Source organism: Cryobacterium sp. M91, from assembly GCF_002929615.1.
GTDB lineage: Bacteria > Actinomycetota > Actinomycetes > Actinomycetales > Microbacteriaceae > Cryobacterium > Cryobacterium levicorallinum.
The window spans coordinates 212,603-230,150 of sequence record NZ_PJJT01000087.1; the positions used below are offsets into that span (position 1 = coordinate 212,603).

The window sequence follows — 17,548 nt, forward strand, 5'->3', positions numbered from 1 at the left end:
TATCGTGGCCCACTGTGCCGCCCGGTGAAAAAGTTCTCCACAGGGCAGCGTCATTTCAGCCGGATGACATGGATCTGCCAGATCGGCACGATGCGGTAGTGAGCGATTTCGGGGCCACGGCGCAACGTTCCGAGCGGATGCACCGCCAGATCAATGTGGTCCCGCGCCACCCGGTCGATGGTTCCGGCCACCACACCGGCCCGGGTGTCCAACTCCACGGCGCGCCGGCGACGGCACAGGTTGCGCAGGACGAACGGCAGTCCGACCCGTTCGATTCCCCGACCGGTCGCTGCCGATTCCACGGCCAACGACGCCCTGATCTGTTCCTCGTCGAGCAAGACTGCGGCGATGGCCGCGAGCGGGACCACGCACTGGCCGCGAGCGCTCTCGGAATCGAGCAGGTCGGCCGCAAGCCAGTCCCGGCCCAGCGCGGTCGGACGCAGGGCGAGCGTTTGGCCCGACACGAGCACCACGCGCAGCCGCAGGGCGCTGCCGAGGCTCGCGGACCGCACCACGTTGCTCAACCGGGTGCGCAGGGAGAGCTTCTCCAGACGCTCCCGTTCCTCGTGCAGGCACAGGTCAGCGACCTCGGCCTGCAGCTCGTAGTCGAGCTGCCCTTCCAAATCGTCAAACAAATCATCCCAGCGCACACACCGAAAGTAGCCGAACCTGGGCGTTCTCGCTCACGTTGTCCACAGGCTCTTTAAGCCCTCGACAGTGCCGGAACAATGCTGCTTAGGTTTCCGCTATTCCAGCTCGTGCTCGACCTCAGGAGGCATCATGCCGTCACCCGGTAGCAGCGAATCGAATGCGCAGGCCCTTCGGCGGGAGCGAATCGAAGACGACGAGTTCTTCGGTCCTCAGCCCAGCACCCTGGCGGAGCTCCCCGATCCGGAACCGCTGCTTCGGGCCTTGGCGATCTGCGCCTTCGAGGTCATCGCCGGAGTCCGACAGATTGAACACCTTGCGAGCTGGGTGACCGACGACGTCTATGCCCATCTGCGCGTTCGAGCGTCAATCGCGGCGCGGGCGCGCGCCGTCACCGGCCAGGTTGCTGACCGCCCCCGGCTCGCCATCGGCCACGTCACCCAGGTGAAGCGCGACGCTGGAGGCCTGGACGCCGTCGTCGTCGTGTTCGAGCGGCACCGGAGCTATGCGGTCGCGATCTGTTTGGAGGGGATGGACCGGCGGTGGCGGGCCTCGGTCCTGGTCGTGCTGTAAAGCACGGCCCAAACCGAGAGCGCCCGAAACGCTACGTTGTTTTCTTACCCTGCGAGCGACGCTCCGCCCGGTTCGCTGGGGCAGCACCCTCGGTTTTCTGACCGAAGGCTCCACGCTGGGGCGGTCCGGCCGGCTCGGTCGGCTCGTCGTCGCTCGCCGCGACGGTGGCCGTGCGTCTGGCTCGATCGGTGGCGGCCTGCTGAATCTGACCGCGCTGGTTGCGCACCTCGACTCCACCCGAATCGCTCGGGGCGGTGTAGCTGAGCTTCTCCTCGGGGGAATCGGCCGGGGACAGCCCCTTGGCCGCGACGACCGGTCCGGCGACGGCTCCGGCTCCGGCCGTCACCTCGACGTCGAGGTTGAACAGGAACCCGACCGTTTCTTCGCGAATCTGTCCCATCATCTGCTGGAACATGGCGAAGCCTTCACGCTGGTACTCGACCAAAGGGTCGCGCTGAGCCATCGCGCGCAGACCGATGCCATCCTTCAGGTAATCCATCTCGTACAGGTGGTCGCGCCAGCGTCGGTCGATGACCGACAGCACCACGCGGCGTTCGAGCTCGCGCATGGCCGGAGAACCGAGGGACTCTTCCCGGCGGGTGTAGGCGAGCTTGGCGTCGGAGAGAATCTCGCGGCGCATGAAGTCGCGGTTGATCTTGCCCTTGTCGCCGGCCTCTGATACGACCTCGTCGATGGTCAGTCCCACCGGGTAGAGCGTCTTGAGCTCGGTCCACATGGCATCGAAGTCCCAGTCGTCGCCGTTGCCTTCGCCGGCGTGTACGTCGAGCACCTCGTCGATGACGTTGGTGAGGAAGGTCTGGGTGCGCTCGTGCAGGTCGTCACCCTCAAGGATGTGCCGGCGGTCGCCGTAGATCGCCTCGCGCTGGCGGTTGAGTACGTCGTCATACTTGAGCACGTTCTTGCGAATCTCGGCGTTGCGACCCTCGACCTGCGACTGGGCGCTGCGAATGGCCCGGCTGACGACCTTAGACTCGATAGCCATATCGTCGGGCACCCCCTGGCGCCCCATCAGTGCTTCGGCGGCGCCGGCGTTGAACAGGCGCATGAGGTCGTCGGTGAGGGAGAGGTAGAAGCGGCTTTCGCCCGGGTCGCCCTGGCGACCGCTGCGTCCGCGCAGCTGGTTGTCGATGCGACGGGACTCGTGCCGTTCGGTGCCGAGCACGTAAAGGCCACCGGCGGCGATGACCTTGTCGGCCTCTTCCGCCACGTCGGCCTTTACCGCGGTGAAGACGTCATCCCAGGCGAGTTCATACTCGTCGGGGGTCTCAATCGGGCTGAGGCCCTTCGCGTTCATCTCGGCGACGGCGATGAACTCGGCGTTGCCGCCGAGCATCACGTCGGTACCACGACCGGCCATGTTGGTGGCCACGGTCACCGAACCGAGGCGACCGGCCTGCGCGACGATCGCGGCCTCACGGGCGTGGTTCTTGGCGTTGAGCACCTCGTGCCGCACGCCCTTCTTGGCGAGCAGACGCGACAGGTATTCGCTCTTTTCAACGCTCGTGGTGCCGACCAGAACTGGCTGCCCGGCCGCATGGCGTTCGACGATGTCCTCGACGACCTGACGAAACTTGGACTCTTCGTTCTTGTAGATCAGATCGGACTGGTCGAGGCGCTTCATCGGTTTGTTGGTGGGGATGGCCACCACGCCGAGCTTGTAGGTGCTCATGAACTCGGCGGCCTCGGTCTCGGCTGTTCCGGTCATGCCGGAGATCTTGGAGTAGAGGCGGAAGTAGTTCTGCAGGGTGACCGTGGCCAGGGTCTGGTTCTCGGCCTTGACCGCGACGCCCTCCTTGGCTTCGATGGCCTGGTGGATGCCCTCGTTGTAGCGACGGCCCATCAGGATTCGGCCGGTGTGCTCATCCACGATGAGTACCTCGCCGTTCATCACGACGTAGTCCTTGTCCTTCTTGAACAGGGCGTTCGCCTTGATCGCGTTGTTCAGGAACGAGATCAGCGGGGTGTTGGCCGATTCGTACAGGTTGTCGATGCCGAGGTAGTCCTCGACCTTTTCAATGCCGGGTTCGAGCACACCGATGGTGCGCTTCTTCTCGTCGACCTCGAAATCTTCGTCGGGGACCAGGCGCTTGGCCAGGCTGGCGAACTCGTTGAACCAGCGGTTGGCTTCGCCGGAAGCGGGTCCGGAGATGATCAGGGGCGTGCGTGCCTCGTCGATGAGAATCGAGTCGACCTCGTCGACGATGGCGAAGTAGTGACCGCGCTGCACCATGTCGCTGGACTGCCAGGCCATATTGTCGCGCAGGTAGTCGAAACCGAATTCATTGTTGGTGCCGTAGGTGATGTCGGCGGCATACATTTCCCGACGCGCAGCCGGCGTCTGGCCGGAGACGATGCATCCGGTCGTCATGCCGAGGGCGCGGAAGACGCGGCCCATAAGCTCGCTTTGGTAGCTCGCGAGGTAGTCGTTGACCGTGATGACGTGCACGCCGCGGCTGCTGATCGCATTGAGATAGGCGGCGGTGGTGGCGACCAGGGTCTTGCCCTCACCGGTCTTCATCTCGGCGATGTTTCCGAGGTGCAGTGCTGCCCCGCCCATCAGCTGTACGTCGAAGTGACGCAACCCGAGCGTGCGGGTGCTCGCCTCGCGCACGGCGGCGAACGCCTCGGGGAGCAGGTCATCGAGCGATTCGCCGTTGGAGTACCGTTCCCGCAGGGTGACGGTCTCATTTTTGAGCTCCTCGTCGGTGAGCTCGTGGAAGTCCTCTTCCAGCGCGTTGATGGCTTTCGCGTAGTTTTCCAGGCGGCGCAAAACGCGGCCTTCACCAACACGAAGAACCTTTTCAAGAATTGACGCCACGAATGTACTCCACTAGTCAAACGGTGCAGACACGCGCTGCGGAAGCTCGATTGAACTGCTCCCGCAGCGCCTGCCTGCGCCTCTCGTCTGGCAGATGCCAGAGCGCCGACCTGGTCGGCAACTAAGGCAATGCTAGTTGGTCAGTTGGCACGCCCGCTGGCAACGGGCACAGCCTCGTGCAACTCACTGACGGCACTATCGAGTTCGATGACTCCATAGTCCCAGCCCTTGCGGCGGTAGACCACGCTCGGACGCTCGGTTTCGATATCCTGGAACAGGTAGAAGTCGTGCCCGACCAGCTCCATGAAGTAGAGTGCATCGTCGACCGACATGGGCGCAGCGGCGAAGACCTTGCGACGGATGACGACGGGGCAGTACTCTTCCTCGTCCGCGACGGCGGGGGCATCCGCTTGCACGATGGGAATCGCGCCGGTGCGCACCCGCTCGAGCGTTTCGGGGTTGGCCGGCGTGATGTCGATGACGCTGAACCCGACCGCGGACGCCTCGTGCAGCGAGGTGGGGCGGTGGGCTCCACCGCGGTGCACCTTCTTGCGGTCCTTGGCGCGGCGAACACGCTCGAGTAAACGGCCGAGCGCCACGTCGAAGGCAGCGTACTTGTCGGATCCGTCCGCTTCGGCCCGAACGAGCGGACCCTTACCGATCAGGGTGAGTTCAACCCGGTCGTTGCCGACGGCTGCACCGTTCTTCTCGTGGTGGCGGCTGACCTTGATTTCGAGTGCGAGGGCCTTATCCGCGAGGAGGGCGATTTTCTCGGCCTTCTCCGTCGCATAATCCCGGAAGCGATCAGTGATCCCAAGGTTGCGTCCGACGATGTTAGTTTCCATGACGACCTCCAGTTTGGCGGACCGCCCTCAAACCGGGCGATCATTGCGCGCCTTTGACTCCACCGTAGCCGGGGCGATGGGATAAGTCACAGTATTTGTTAACCAGTTTGTGCGACGGGTCGTTATCGCGGCAGCAGACGCCGTGTCTCCGCCAATGTGGCCAGGCCAACAACGGTGCCGCCCGCAGCGAACACGGCACGGCGCGCCTCGAGGAGCGTGGCGCCGGTGGTCACGATATCGTCGACCAGGATTACAGCGACTCCGCTGAGTGGATGTCGCGCGATGAGGCTGTGGTCTTTGTTCGCGGCGCGCTCGGCACGGCCCAGACCGACCTGGTCGCTGACCACGCCGCGCTGGGCGAGCAACGGGGCCGGGTGGAGGCCAGCGCGATGCAGCAGTGCATCGACCGGATGGTAGCCGCGGGCCCGCCAGGCCCGGCGTGAGGAGGGGATGGTCACGAGCTCGATTCCGGCCGGGCCCGGCGCGACCCGGCTGAGTGCGGGCCGGCTCGGTGCGGGCCGGCTCGGTGCGGGCCGGCTCGGTGCGGCGGCGAGCGCGGCCACGATGGCTGCTCGCAGCGGTGCGGCCAGCGCCGCGGCGGCATCCGTTCGCCCATTGTCTTTGTAGGCAGCGATCACGTGGCGGGCCACACCCTCGTAGGTGAGCGCCGACCAGATGCGCACGTCGTCGCGGGTGACCGGGTGTACGGCCGGGAGCAGCGCCAGCCGGCAGGCCGCGCACAGGGCACGGTCAGCGGCTCCACAGCCGCTGCAGGAAGTGGGCAGCAGCGCCGCCCAGGCGTCCAGTGCCGCAGCGGTCAGATGATCACGCAGCCGGTGGCTCATGGCGCCAGTGTGCCCGATGCTGCGGTGCGGATGGGCGCGAGCGGGCGGGTGGCGGACGGCCGCGCCCGGACGCCGCCGGTGGAGGAGTCGGCCGGCTTCAGCGCGCGCTCAGCGGCCGAGACCCTGCTGGGTGGCGAGCAGCGTCACGTCGTCGATGCGGGCCTGCCAGCCCGCTCCGCGTTGCACCTCGAGGCTACCGGTGTCGGTGAGGGCACGCAGGTCGCGCACCGAGTTGCTGCCGACGATGAACCGGCTGCTCGCGGGCGACTCCAGGGTGGAGCTGACGCCACCGAGCTGTTGTATGACGATACGGGACTCGCCGTTCGGCAGGGCACTGAGCGAGGCGACGGTCAATTCGTCGATCCAGGTCGCATCGAGGCCGACCCCTCCGCCTCCGGCCAGCAGTACCGGCGGTCCGATGTCGGTGGGAACCGACCCGTCACGAATGATCGACGCGACCACGAATCGGGTTTCGGATCCGGTGCCGAGCAGGGCGATCAGCCGGGAGCCGTCGCGGGAGATTTTCAGGGCGGTAATCGACGTCGCCTCCGGCCAGGGTGTTGGCAACACTGTCGCTTCTCCCGTTGGGCTGTAGACGACCAGCGCGCTCGGGTCGTTCGACGGCACCGACCAGACGAAGCGGTCGTTGTCGCTGGACGGCGCGAGCAGGCCCGGGCGAGAATCGAGCAGCTCGGGGTCGTCGCCGGCGCGCACGACGTAGACTCCGTCGGCGGCGAGAACCGCAGCTGTTCCCTGGCCGGACGAGAGCGTCACCGCGGTGGGGGCCAGCTGGGCGATGGTCGCCGACAGCCCGTCGAGCGGGGTGATGCTTTGCCCGGTTGCGGCGACAAAGCCGAATTCACCGCCGCGCAAGACGAGCGCGCGGGCGTCGACGCGCGGGTCCACCGTGGGAGCCCCCGACTGCAGGTCGTCGATGGACTGGGAGTTCTGGTCGATCGTGATGTCAACGGACAGGCCAGCTGGCAGGCTGGCCACGAGCTGCGCCTTCATGCGCTGCAGGGTTTGCCGATCGGCGTTGAGCGCCTCGCTGTTCAGATCGACCATGGCCTGGCGCCCCACAACCTGTACCGCGTCAGCGGTGAGTTTGGACCCGGCCGGGAACGCCGTGGCGACCGCGCCATCCAGCCAGGCGCTCGGCCCGCCGAGCACGGCGTTGACCAGTTTGGTGGGGGCGGATGCTCCGCGCGGAAACCAGCGCAGGTCCGGCACCAGATAGCGAAACCCTGGGTCGTAGAAGTACACCGGCTGAGCGCTGAACACATCGTTGAAGGTGTTTTCGTCAATGACGGTGCCGTTGGGGGCCGCACTAATGCGCCACTGGTCACCGACCTTCGCAAATTCGTAGCGCAACGGAACCGGGGTGGCGTCGACCTCGCGGTATTCGCCGGACACGTCCACCTCGGCGATCGGCGTGATGGCCACGAGCGTTGTGCCCTCGTCGACGACCGTCAGTGTGCGCCCGGAGCCATTGTCGACCGTGACTCCGACGGTGGGGTCCCAGACTGAACCGAACTGCGGAACGAGAAATTGGCGAGCAATGTCGTAGTTGTTCTCCGGGCTCGAGGAAGCATCGATGAACCCGCGCAGAATGGAATCCGTTGATGCGTCCTTCTGCGGCAGCGCCGGGAGAAAAACCGGAGCCGGATTGGCGTCGGGGACGAGGTCCGTTCCGGCGTGCACCACTCCGTCGCGGGGGATGCCGGTGCAGCCGCCCAGGCCGACGGCCAGCGCGATAGCGACGAGCCCGGCCGGTACAACGCGGCCGACCCAGCCGCGCCACGGTGAATGGTGGTTATGCATGCGGGCCTCCGCCCAGAACGGGAACGTGCCCGGACTCGCCGAGCTGGTCCGTGGCGTCGGCGGGTGGCAGCGGTAGGGGCGAGGATTCGAGCAGGCCCTGGGCGGTGCGGGGCAGGGTCAGCCGAAAGCAGGAACCCTCGCCGGGACGGGACCAGACCTGCAGCCATCCGTTGTGCACGCTCGCGTCTTCCCGCGAGATCGCCAGCCCCAGGCCGGTGCCGCCGATCGTGCGCTGACGGGACGGGTCAGCGCGCCAGAACCGGTCGAAGACGTGCGCGACTTCAGCCTGGCTCATACCCAGGCCGTAATCGCGCACGGCGAGCGCGACTGCCTTCGCGTCGCTGTCGACCGACACCATGACCGGTTTGCCCTCACCGTGCTCGATAGCGTTGCCGATGAGGTTGTGCAGCACCCGACGGATGCGTCGCGGATCGACGTCGGCGTTGAGGTACCCGCCCGGCGCCACCAGCCGCAGGTCGCTGCCCTTGGATTCGGCCAGGGATCGCAGGCTGTCGATGGCGTCCTCGGCGAGATAAACCAGGTTCGTCGGTTCGCTCTCCAGCTCAACAGAGCCGGCGTCGTAGCGGCTGATTTCGAGCAGGTCGCTCAGCAGCAGCTCAAACCGCTCCACCTGGGTGTGCAGCAGCTCGGCCGTGCGCCCGGTCGCCGGCGGAAAACTCGCCCGCTGGTCGTAGAGCACATCACCGGCCAAGCGGATGGTCGTCAGCGGCGTGCGCAGTTCGTGCGAGACATCCGAGACAAAACGTTGTTGCACCTCGGACAGGTCGGCGAGTTCACGAATCTGACTTTGCAGGCTGTCGGCCATTCCGTTGAATGATCGTGCGAGCGTGGCGATGACGTCTTCGCCCTTCTCCGGGATGCGCACCATGAGATCGCCGGAGGCCAGTTTCTGGCTGGTTTCGGCGGCGACCCGCAGCGGTGTGACGACGAAACGAACGACAATCCAGGTCACGGCCCCGATCAGCAGCACGAGGGCGACACCGGCGACGCCGAGCGTCTGCTGCACGAAGAGCAGCGTCGCTTCGGCGTCTTGCAGGCTGTACGCGATGTAGAGCTCGTAGCGGCCCGCGACCGGAACGGTGATCTGCGACCCCACGACGATGCCGGGGACGGTCGCGGTCTCGCCAGTCAGAGTGACCGATTGCCAGAATTGCTCACCGTTGTTGCCCTGGACCTGGGTGCGCAGGTCGGCGCCGATCACCCCGGTGGACTGCCCGAACGTCGAGGAGTCCTGCGGCGCAACTGTCGACGATTCCTGGCCGGGCACGCGAAGCACGGCGACCAGCCGGCTCGATGACGTCGTGGAGATGGAGGTTCGAGCGGAACTGAGCAGGTTCTGGACCTGAACCCGGTCCGTGGCATCCGAGGCATCAAATAGGCTCTGCGCGGCGCTCGTCGCCCGGTTGGAATCGAGCAGCACCTGGCTGAGCCGGGACTGAAACAGGTCATTGCCGATGCTGACCGACATATAAACGCCGACGACGAGGATGGCCAGCCCGGAGAAGGCGACCGAAATGGTCACCGTACGAAACTGCAGGGAGGATCGCCACGACGAACGCAGCAGACGCGGCCAGTTGCGCGGTCTGCTCCAATAGGTCAATTGCGGCATGGGGAGCCGCACCGGTTCTGCTGTTGCCTGACGTTCATGGTGAGGCTAGCTGACGACACCGGCACGGTAGCCGACGCCGCGCACCGTCATGACAATTTTCGGATTGTCCGGGTCGTGCTCGACCTTGGCGCGCAGTCGTTGCACGTGCACGTTCACCAGCCGGGTGTCAGCCTTGTAGTGGTAACCCCAGACCTGCTCCAACAGCATCTCCCGGGTGAACACCTGTTGCGGTTTGGAGGCGAGGGCCAGCAGCAGGTCGAATTCGAGCGGGGTGAGGTTGATCGAAGCATCGCCGCGGGTGACTTCATGGCCGACTGCGTTCACGACGAGGTCGCCGATGTGCAGGCTGAGCGCACCGTCGACAGCTGGCGGACGCAGGCGGGTGCGAATACGGGCGACGAGTTCCTTGGGATTGAACGGCTTGACCATGTAGTCGTCGGCACCGGATTCGAGCCCCTTGACCACATCAGTGGTGTCGGAGCGGGCCGTGAGCATGATGATGGGCACGCCGGATTCGGCCCGGATCAGGCGGCACACTTCGATGCCGTCGAGGCCGGGCAGCATGAGGTCGAGCAGCACCAGGTCGGGCTTCTCGGTGCGAAAAATGTCGAGGGCGAGTGATCCGTCGGCGCAGTAGCCCGGGGTGAAGCCTTCGCCCTGCAAAACGATACCGATCATCTCGGACAGGGCGGTGTCGTCATCGACAACCAAAATGCGTGAGGTCATGGGTCTCCTTCCAGAACAAGGTCAGGTGTGTTCTGATGATGCGCGGGGCAGATTGCCCGATGAGTAGGACAAAGTCTGGCATAAGAGTAGCCGAGACCGCTGACAGAGTAGTCGCGCGGGCGTTTCTTCGAGCGACCTGTGCCAGCATGGAATGGTGACCGACCACTGGCAAGCCCCCGACTCCCCGGTTCCGCCCCAATACGGGGAGTTTGCCACGCCGACACCCTCCTACCAGGGCCCCCGTACGGGACACGGCTGGGCGCCGCCGCCCAAGCCCGGGTTGATCCCGCTGCGACCGATCGGTCTCGGCACCCTGCTCGGGGCATCCTTTCAGGTGTTGCGTCGAAACCCTAAGGCGACGTTCGGCAGCGGCCTGATCATTCAGGCGGCCATCATGCTGGTCACCGTGCTGGTTGTCGGCCTGGTCACGCTGTGGGCGTTCGACCGGATCGACAGCGCCCCGCTCGACCAGCAGGACGCCGTCGCGGCCGGCTCAGTGCTGACCGGCGTCCTCTCGGCCATTATTCCGCTGGCCCTGACCGTGATCGCCTCGGCACTGTTGCAGGCCATCATTGTGGTCGAGGTGGCCCGCGCGACCCTCGGCGAAAAGCAGCGACTCAGCGCTCTGTGGCGGCGAGCGGCGACCCGCCTCTGGCCACTGGCGCTGTGGACCCTCCTCATTACCGGCGCGCTGCTGCTCGGCGTCGCCGTGGTTGCCGGCATCGTCGTGCTGCTGGTCGCCGTCGGCGGTGTCGCGGGCATCGTCGCCGGGGTTCTGGTCGGCGTCTTTGGCGGGCTGCTGCTCGCTGCGGCGAGCTTCTATTTCTATACCAAGACCAGTGTGGTGCCGAGCCTGATCGTGCTCGAAAATTTGGGCGTGCGGGCATCCGTCATTCGGTCATGGTCGCTCACTCGCGGCTATTTCTGGCGCACGCTCGGCGTGCTGCTGCTGGTCACCCTGATCGTGCAGGTCATCAGCCAGGTCGTCAGCCTTCCAGTCTCGCTCGTACTCGGCTTCGGAACCGTGCTGGTCGACCCCAACGGTGTCTTTGCCTTCGAATCGTCGATCGTGACGCTCGTGGTCACCTTGATCGTTGCCATCCCCATTGCGGCCGTGGCCGCGGTCGTGCAGTCGGCGGCCGTCGCGCTGATTTACCTCGACCTGCGCATGCGCAAAGAGGGCCTCGATTTGGAACTCGCACGCTACGTGGAGTCGGCGGCGCAGGGCTTCGACGTGCCGGACCCCTATCTGGTCACCGGGCACCCGGCGCCATGACCGTGGCCGTGGTGCTGCTCATCGGCGCGGTCGGTGTCCCGGTTGATCCCGACGCACCGGATGCCCGCAGCTGGCTGCGCGAGGAACTCGCCAAGGCACAGTACACCGCGGCCAGGCCGACCTGGTTCGATCGTGTCGCGCAGACTTTTCTGGACTGGCTGCAGTCGCTGACGTTGCCGTCCGGTGGCGGCGCCAGCTGGTTGCCGGTGCTCGCGACCCTGGTCGTGATCGCGGCGATCGTGGCCAGCTGGCTGGTGTTCGGGGCTCCGAAACTGGCTCTCCGGCGGCGGATCAGCAGCGAATTGTTCGGCGCCGTCGACCAGCGCAGCAGCGCCGAGATGCGCACGGCGGCCTCTCGAGCTGCCAGCGTGGGCGACTGGAGCCTCGCCTGTGAAGAGATTTTTCGCGCCGTGGCCCGCGGTCTCGCGGAGCGCACCGTGCTGACGGTCACCCCCGGCACGACCGCGCACGATTTCGCAGCGCAGGCCGGGCTGGCATTCCCCCAGTCCGGCGCTGCCCTCTCGAGCGCCGCTGACATTTTCGACCGCGTGCGCTACCTCGAGCAGGCCGGCACGGAGGCGGAGTATCGCGCCCTCACGGAGCTGGACGCCGAGCTCGGCGCGGCATCGCCCGCGCCGCTGGCTGGAGTGCCGTGAGCGCGCCCGTGATCGTTGGTGAAACGGATGTCGCCACTCCGACCCTGCGCGCCCAGCTGCGCCGTTCCTCATTCTGGATCATCGCCGGTGCCGGCATCATCGTGGTCGCGATCGTCGCCGTGCTCGTGTCGGGCGGCGCCAACGTCGCCGGCCGCGCGCTGGCCGGGGACAACCCCGCTCCGGCCGGTTCGATGGCCCTGGTCGAGGTGCTGCGCCAGCAGGGCGTCACCGTGACACTGGCCGATTCCCTGGCCGAGGTACGAAGCCTGGCCGAAACGGATTCAACCGTTCTGCTCTACGACGAAAGCAGCTATCTGGTCGATTCCCAGCTGGCCCAGCTGACCCGGCTGGCCGCGCGCACCGTTGTCGTGGCGCCGGACTTTCTCGCCCTGCAGTCGCTCGCTCCGACCGTCGGTTTCGGCGGGGTGTCCGGCGCGGAATCGCTCGTCGCCGACTGCACCCTACCGGCCGCTAACCGCGCCGAAGAGCTGATTCCCGGCGGCGACACGCTGTCCCTTCCGGCCGATTCCCCGCTGATGGGCTGTTTTCCGAGCGGCGACAACACATTCTCGGTGGTCGCCAACGATCGAGCCACACTGGTCGCCGACCTGCGGGTGTTCAACAACGAGAACGTGGCCGGCTACGGCAACGCGGCGTTGGCCCTCGGCCTGCTCGGCCAGAGTGACTCCCTGATCTGGTACCTGCCGACGCTCGCCGACCTGCCCCGCACCGGGCCGCCCTCGCTCGCCGCGCTGACGCCCGGCTGGGTGACCCCGGTGCTGCTGCTGTTCGGGCTCACCGCCGTGGCCGCCGCCTTCTGGCGGGGACGGCGATTTGGGCCGCTCGTGGCCGAGAATCTGCCGGTCACGGTGAAAGCGAGCGAGACCATGGAGGGTCGGGCCCGGCTCTATGCCCGCGGCAATGCCCGGCTGCGCGCCCTCGATGCGCTTCGAATCGGGGCGGTGCAGCGACTCGCCAGCACCGTCGGGCTCGGGCATGTCGCCGCGTTGGAGGAGATCATGCTCACCGTTGCCGGGATCACCGGGCGTACCCAGGCCGAGGTTCGAAGCCTGCTCGTCGAGGCTGTTCCCACCAGCGATGCCCAACTTCTGGCGTTGTCGGACGCGCTGCAGGCTCTGGAATGCGCGGCCAGCCGGGCTGTCGCTGCGGGAGTGGCGGCATCCGTTTCACAACAGTCTTTAACCGATCCAGCCGAAAGAATGGAACCATGACGATTCCCACCACGCCTACCCAACTGCCGGTCGCCGATGAGGCAGCAGCCCTGCGCGCGTCGCTCAACCGAGTGCGCGCCGAGGTCGGCAAGGCCGTCGTCGGCCAGGACGGCGCGGTGACCGGGCTGATCATCGCCCTGCTCGCCCGCGGCCATGTGCTGCTCGAGGGCGTGCCGGGGGTGGCCAAGACGCTGCTCGTGCGCACGCTCAGCCAGGCGCTGAGCCTCGATACCAAGCGCATCCAGTTCACGCCCGACCTGATGCCGGGCGATGTGACCGGGTCCCTCATCTATGACGCACGGGCCGGCGAGTTCGAGTTTCGGCAGGGGCCGGTGTTCACCAACATCATGCTCGCCGACGAAATCAACCGCACGCCGCCGAAGACCCAGTCGGCACTGCTCGAAGCGATGGAGGAACGTCAGGTCAGCGTCGACGGCGAGTCGCTCAAACTGCCGGAGCCGTTCATCGTGGCGGCAACCATGAACCCGATCGAGTACGAGGGCACGTACACGCTGCCCGAGGCCCAGCTCGACCGGTTTCTGCTCAAACTCGTGCTCGACGTGCCGCAGCGCACCGAGGAGATCGAGGTGCTGCGTCGCCACGCGGCCGGATTCAACCCGCGCGATCTGGCCGGTGCCGGCGTCACGGCGGTGCTGGGTGCGGCGGAACTCGCGGCGGCGCAGGCTGCGGTTTCTCGGGTCGGCTCGAGCGCGGATGTGCTCGCCTACCTCGTCGACCTGGCCCGCGCCACGCGCGTGAGCCCCTCGGTCAAACTCGGCGTGAGCCCGCGCGGAACGACCGCGTTGCTCGCGGCGGCCAAGGCGTGGGCTTGGCTGAGCGGGTATGACGCGATCACGCCCGATCACGTGCAGGCGATGGTGTTGCCGGTCTGGCGGCACCGTGTGCAGCTTCGACCCGAGGCCGAACTCGAGGGCGTCTCGGTCGATGCGATACTGCGCGGCGTGCTGCAGCAGGTTCAGGTTCCGATCTAACGATGACGATCAGCGGACGGTTCGTTGCACTCGTCGCTCTCGGCGTGGTGCCCATCGTGCTGCTCGGAAACACGGCGCCGGTCGCTTTCGGGCTGCTTTCAGCCTGGCTGCTGCTGGTGATCGTGCTCGGCGGCATCGACCTCGCTCTCGCCGCCTCGCCGCGCGCACTGACCGTCGAACGGATGCTGCCCGCCCGCGTACGACTCGGCGAATCGGTCACGAGCGGGCTCTACCTCAGCAATTCCGGCCGTCGACGCCTGGTCGGCGTGGTGCGCGACGCCTGGCAACCGTCGGCGGGTGCCAGCACCAACCGCACCCCGATCGAAATTCCGCCGGGAGAACGGCGCCTCGTCTCGCTCGTGCTCACGCCCTTTCGCCGGGGCGAACGTCGAACCCTGCAGGTGACGGTACGCTCCCGCGGACCGCTGGGTCTCTGGAACCGTCAGGTGACCCTGAACGCGCCCGGGCGCATCCGGGTCCTACCGCCGTTTCACGCTCGCAAACACCTGCCGTCCCGCATCACCCGACTGAAGGAGCTCGACGGGCGTACCAGCGTGATGGTGCGCGGGCCGGGCACCGAATTCGACAGTCTGCGCGAATACGTGCGCGGTGACGACGTGCGCTCGATCGACTGGCGCGCCACCGCCCGGCGGAACGATGTGATGGTGCGCACCTGGCGGCCGGAACGGGATCGCCGCGTGGTCATTGTGCTCGACACCGGCCGCACCTCGGCGGCCCGGGTGAGCGACGAACCACGGCTGGACACCGCGTTCGAGGCCGCGCTGCTGCTCGCCGCCCTCGCCTCGGTCGCTGGCGACCGGGTGGACTTTCTCGCCTTCGACCGGCGGGTGCGCGGTCGGGTGCAGGGCGCCAGCGGGGCCGCGCTGCTGGCGCAGATGGTCGATTCCATGGCCCTGATCGACCCGGAACTGATCGAAATGGACTGGGCGGCGGTTCCCGCCCAGGTGCGTTCAATCACGAGCCAGCATGCCCTGATCGTGCTGCTGACCTCGATCGACGCTGCCGGCGCCTCGACCGGGCTGCTCTCGGTGCTGCCCCAGCTGACCAAACGGCACACGGTTGTGGTGGCATCCGTTCTCGACCCGGTCACCGTTCTCGCGGCCGGTGAGCGCGGTGGCCGCGACGAGATTTACCGGGCTGCGGCAGCTGAGCGGGCCTTGCTCGACGTGGCCCGCGTGTCGGCCGCGATCCGTCAGCTGGGAGCGGATGTTGTCACCGACTCACCCGCGCAGCTTCCGCCGGCCCTGGCCGACCGGTACATCGCGCTGAAGGCCGCCGGGCGGCTCTAACTCAGGCGCTGTAGATTCGGGTGCTTCCGGCTTCGAATTCGCCGAGGTCGCCGGTCTCGCCGGCCCGGAAGGCACGGCCACCGACAACGATCATATACGCCAGAAAGGCACCCAGAGCGACCGCTCCGATGCCAATCTTGACCGGCCACGGCCACGGCTGCGAGGTGACGAAGCCCTCAATAATGCCGGACACCAGCAGCACGAAAGCCAGACCAATGGCCACCGTGAATAGCGCCCGCCCGTCTTCGGCGAGGGCTTGCCCGCGGGTGCGTGCGCCGGGAGCGATCCAGGCCCAGAAGATCAGTAGCCCACCGGCCGCCGCCACAAAAATCGCAGTGAGTTCGAGCAGACCGTGCGGAGCGATATACAGAAAGAACACGTCACCCTTGTCATAGGCGAACATCACGGCCGCCGTGGTCCCGAGGTTCATCGCGTTCTGCAGAATAATGAACGGCACGTACACTCCGACGATGCCAAAAGCGATGCATTGCGCGGCGATCCAGGCGTTGTTGGTCCATACCAACCCGGTAAAGGATGCCGCCGGGTTCGCCGAGTAATATCCCACGAAATCCTCATTCGCGATCTGCGCGAGTTGGGCATCCGTTCCCAGGTTGGCCAGCACCTGCGGATCGTTGAACGCCCACACGGCGTAAAGCGCGGCGACCGCGAACGTCACGACGGCAACGGCGAGGGTGAGCCAGCGCAGCCGGTACAGGGCCGCGGGAAGCTGAGCCAGGAAGAACCGGGGGATCTGCGCCAAAACATTGGCACTCACGCCGGTGAACCTCAGCCGCGCCCGCGACAGACCGACCGACAGCCGATCCCCCTCGAGGGTCGACCCGGCGGTGGACTTGATGGCGGAGAGTTGGGTGGCTCCAGCCTGATAACGCTCGATCAGCTCGTCCGCCTGGGCACCGGTCAGACGCCGACTGGCCCCGAGCTCGGTCAGGCGGTCCCAGTCGGCGCGATGCGCTGCCGTGTATGCGTCGAGATCCATCTGGTTCAATAGTAGACATGAAGGAGACCGCGCGTCCGTCTGATCGTGCCGAACATGACGATTTGGCGCGCGATGACGAGCTCGTGACCGGCGAGGCGGTTGCGCTCGACGTGCGGCCGGCCAGCGTCATTCTGCGCGCTGCCGGCTCGATCATCGACACGATCGCCTACGCAGCCCTGTATTTGCTCATTCTGCTGGCTTTCTTTGTGGCCTTCGGGGACAGCGCCGACCCGGCGCTCACCCAGGCTGTCGTGATCGCCGCGCTGGTCTTCTCTATTCTGGTCGTGCCCGTGCTAGTCGAAACTCTCACACAGGGCCGTTCGCTCGGCAAACTCGCCATTGGCGCCCGCATTGTGCGCGACGACGGCGGAGCGATCTCACTGCGGCACGCCTTCATCCGTTCCCTCACCGGCGTGCTTGAGATTGTGATGACCGTCGGCGGACTGGCCGCAACCGTGGCCCTCCTCAATGGCCGCTCCAAGCGGCTCGGCGACCTGCTTTCCGGCACCTACAGCCAGCACGAGCGCGTGCCGCGCAACCGCGAGGTCGTGCGACCACTCCCCTCAGAACTCCTGGTCTGGTCCCAGACCGTCGACATCGCCCGGCTGCCCGACCGCCTGTCCCGCCGCGTCGCCCAATACCTGCGCCAGTCACCACACCTCACTCCGCTCACGCGCGAGCACCTGGCTCAATCCCTGGCCGCCGAGGTCACTCCGTTCATCTCGCCATTGCCTGAAACTTCCGCCGAGGACCTACTCGCTGGAGTCGCCGCAGTGCGCCGCGAACGCGAGTACACCGCGTTCCTCCTCGAACGTGAGCGTCTCGCCCGCCTGGCCCCGGTCTTGACCGGCCTCCCCCACGGCTTCCCCAACCGCTAGAGAACCACAGTGGCCGGTTTTCGAAGACCGCCTCGCACTGGTCCTGGCCATCCCAGCCGCAGACGAGTGGATCGGCGAGAAGGTCGCCATCCTCGCGCCGATTGGGCGCGTCGCAGCTGGACAAGCGCAGGAGACCCGCATCAGCGAAAAGCAACGGGCCACCCGCGTAGACGAATAGTCCTGGTAACGCACGTTAACGCAAAAAGGCCACCCTTTCGGGTGGCCTTTTTGTTTGTTTCTAAGTTAAGTCCGGCGGTGTCTTACTCTCCCACAGGGTCCC

At 66.5% G+C, this 17,548-nt stretch carries 15 protein-coding genes; 7 read left to right on the plus strand and 8 right to left on the minus strand.

The genetic code is table 11. The features are described 5' to 3' along the window. Positions 1-50: 50 nt before the first annotated feature. Positions 51-650 (minus strand): hypothetical protein, encoded by a 600-nt coding sequence (locus tag CXY80_RS13290; RefSeq protein ID WP_092451347.1) that lies wholly within the window; start codon positions 648-650, stop codon positions 51-53. 130 nt (positions 651-780) lie between these two features. Between CXY80_RS13290 and CXY80_RS13295 the strand changes: the two genes are divergently transcribed. Then, complete coding sequence (locus CXY80_RS13295) at positions 781-1,221, plus strand: Rv3235 family protein (protein WP_092451349.1); 441 nt, start codon at positions 781-783, stop codon at positions 1,219-1,221. 31 nt (positions 1,222-1,252) lie between these two features. On the opposite strand, the gene secA is transcribed toward CXY80_RS13295, so the two are convergent. From secA to mtrA, 6 genes are all read right to left on the minus strand, one after another. Then, positions 1,253-4,060 (minus strand): preprotein translocase subunit SecA, encoded by a 2,808-nt coding sequence (secA, locus tag CXY80_RS13300; RefSeq protein ID WP_092451351.1) that lies wholly within the window; start codon positions 4,058-4,060, stop codon positions 1,253-1,255. A 140-nt stretch (positions 4,061-4,200) separates the two neighbouring features. Next, entirely contained in the window at positions 4,201-4,905 is a 705-nt protein-coding gene (gene hpf, locus CXY80_RS13305) for a ribosome hibernation-promoting factor, HPF/YfiA family (RefSeq protein ID WP_092451353.1), read from the minus strand. Positions 4,906-5,027: 122 nt separating this feature from the next. Beyond that, complete coding sequence (locus tag CXY80_RS13310) at positions 5,028-5,750, minus strand: ComF family protein (RefSeq protein ID WP_092451355.1); 723 nt, start codon at positions 5,748-5,750, stop codon at positions 5,028-5,030. A gap of 108 nt (positions 5,751-5,858) precedes the next feature. Further along, on the minus strand, positions 5,859-7,571 hold the full coding sequence (locus CXY80_RS13315; RefSeq protein WP_104132789.1) for an LpqB family beta-propeller domain-containing protein: 1,713 nt from the start codon (positions 7,569-7,571) through the stop codon (positions 5,859-5,861). Then, positions 7,564-9,201 (minus strand): MtrAB system histidine kinase MtrB, encoded by a 1,638-nt coding sequence (gene mtrB, locus CXY80_RS13320; protein ID WP_092451359.1) that lies wholly within the window; start codon positions 9,199-9,201, stop codon positions 7,564-7,566. The genes CXY80_RS13315 and mtrB overlap by 8 nt, the downstream gene beginning before the upstream one ends. Before the next feature lie 45 nt (positions 9,202-9,246). Then, positions 9,247-9,927, minus strand: a complete 681-nt coding sequence (mtrA, locus tag CXY80_RS13325; RefSeq protein WP_092451361.1) for an MtrAB system response regulator MtrA — start codon at positions 9,925-9,927, stop codon at positions 9,247-9,249. 154 nt (positions 9,928-10,081) lie between these two features. Here mtrA and CXY80_RS19540 point away from each other — a divergent pair, with 154 nt between their 5' ends. The 5 genes from CXY80_RS19540 to CXY80_RS13345 are packed head-to-tail and all read left to right on the plus strand — an operon-like array spanning position 10,082 to position 15,393. Beyond that, positions 10,082-11,203 (plus strand): hypothetical protein, encoded by a 1,122-nt coding sequence (locus tag CXY80_RS19540; protein ID WP_158251652.1) that lies wholly within the window; start codon positions 10,082-10,084, stop codon positions 11,201-11,203. Then, the gene (locus tag CXY80_RS19545; RefSeq protein ID WP_158251653.1) at positions 11,200-11,859 is read left to right on the plus strand and encodes a DUF4129 domain-containing protein; all 660 of its coding nucleotides are present in this window, start codon (positions 11,200-11,202) and stop codon (positions 11,857-11,859) included. The genes CXY80_RS19540 and CXY80_RS19545 overlap by 4 nt, the downstream gene beginning before the upstream one ends. Continuing rightward, entirely contained in the window at positions 11,856-13,091 is a 1,236-nt protein-coding gene (locus CXY80_RS13335) for a DUF4350 domain-containing protein (RefSeq protein WP_092451363.1), read from the plus strand. Before CXY80_RS19545 ends, CXY80_RS13335 begins: the two co-directional genes overlap by 4 nt. Beyond that, a complete protein-coding gene (locus tag CXY80_RS13340; protein WP_092451365.1) occupies positions 13,088-14,083 on the plus strand; it encodes a MoxR family ATPase in 996 nt (331 codons plus the stop codon). Before CXY80_RS13335 ends, CXY80_RS13340 begins: the two co-directional genes overlap by 4 nt. Positions 14,084-14,085: 2 nt before the next feature. Then, complete coding sequence (locus CXY80_RS13345; RefSeq protein ID WP_092451367.1) at positions 14,086-15,393, plus strand: DUF58 domain-containing protein; 1,308 nt, start codon at positions 14,086-14,088, stop codon at positions 15,391-15,393. Position 15,394: 1 nt separating this feature from the next. Here CXY80_RS13345 and CXY80_RS13350 read toward each other — a convergent pair whose 3' ends face one another. After that, positions 15,395-16,390: a stage II sporulation protein M gene (locus tag CXY80_RS13350; RefSeq protein WP_104132790.1), complete on the minus strand. Its 996-nt coding sequence runs from the start codon at positions 16,388-16,390 to the stop codon at positions 15,395-15,397. A 17-nt stretch (positions 16,391-16,407) separates the two neighbouring features. Between CXY80_RS13350 and CXY80_RS13355 the strand changes: the two genes are divergently transcribed. Next, a complete protein-coding gene (locus tag CXY80_RS13355) occupies positions 16,408-17,268 on the plus strand; it encodes an RDD family protein (RefSeq protein WP_104132791.1) in 861 nt (286 codons plus the stop codon). Positions 17,269-17,548 lie beyond the last annotated feature (280 nt).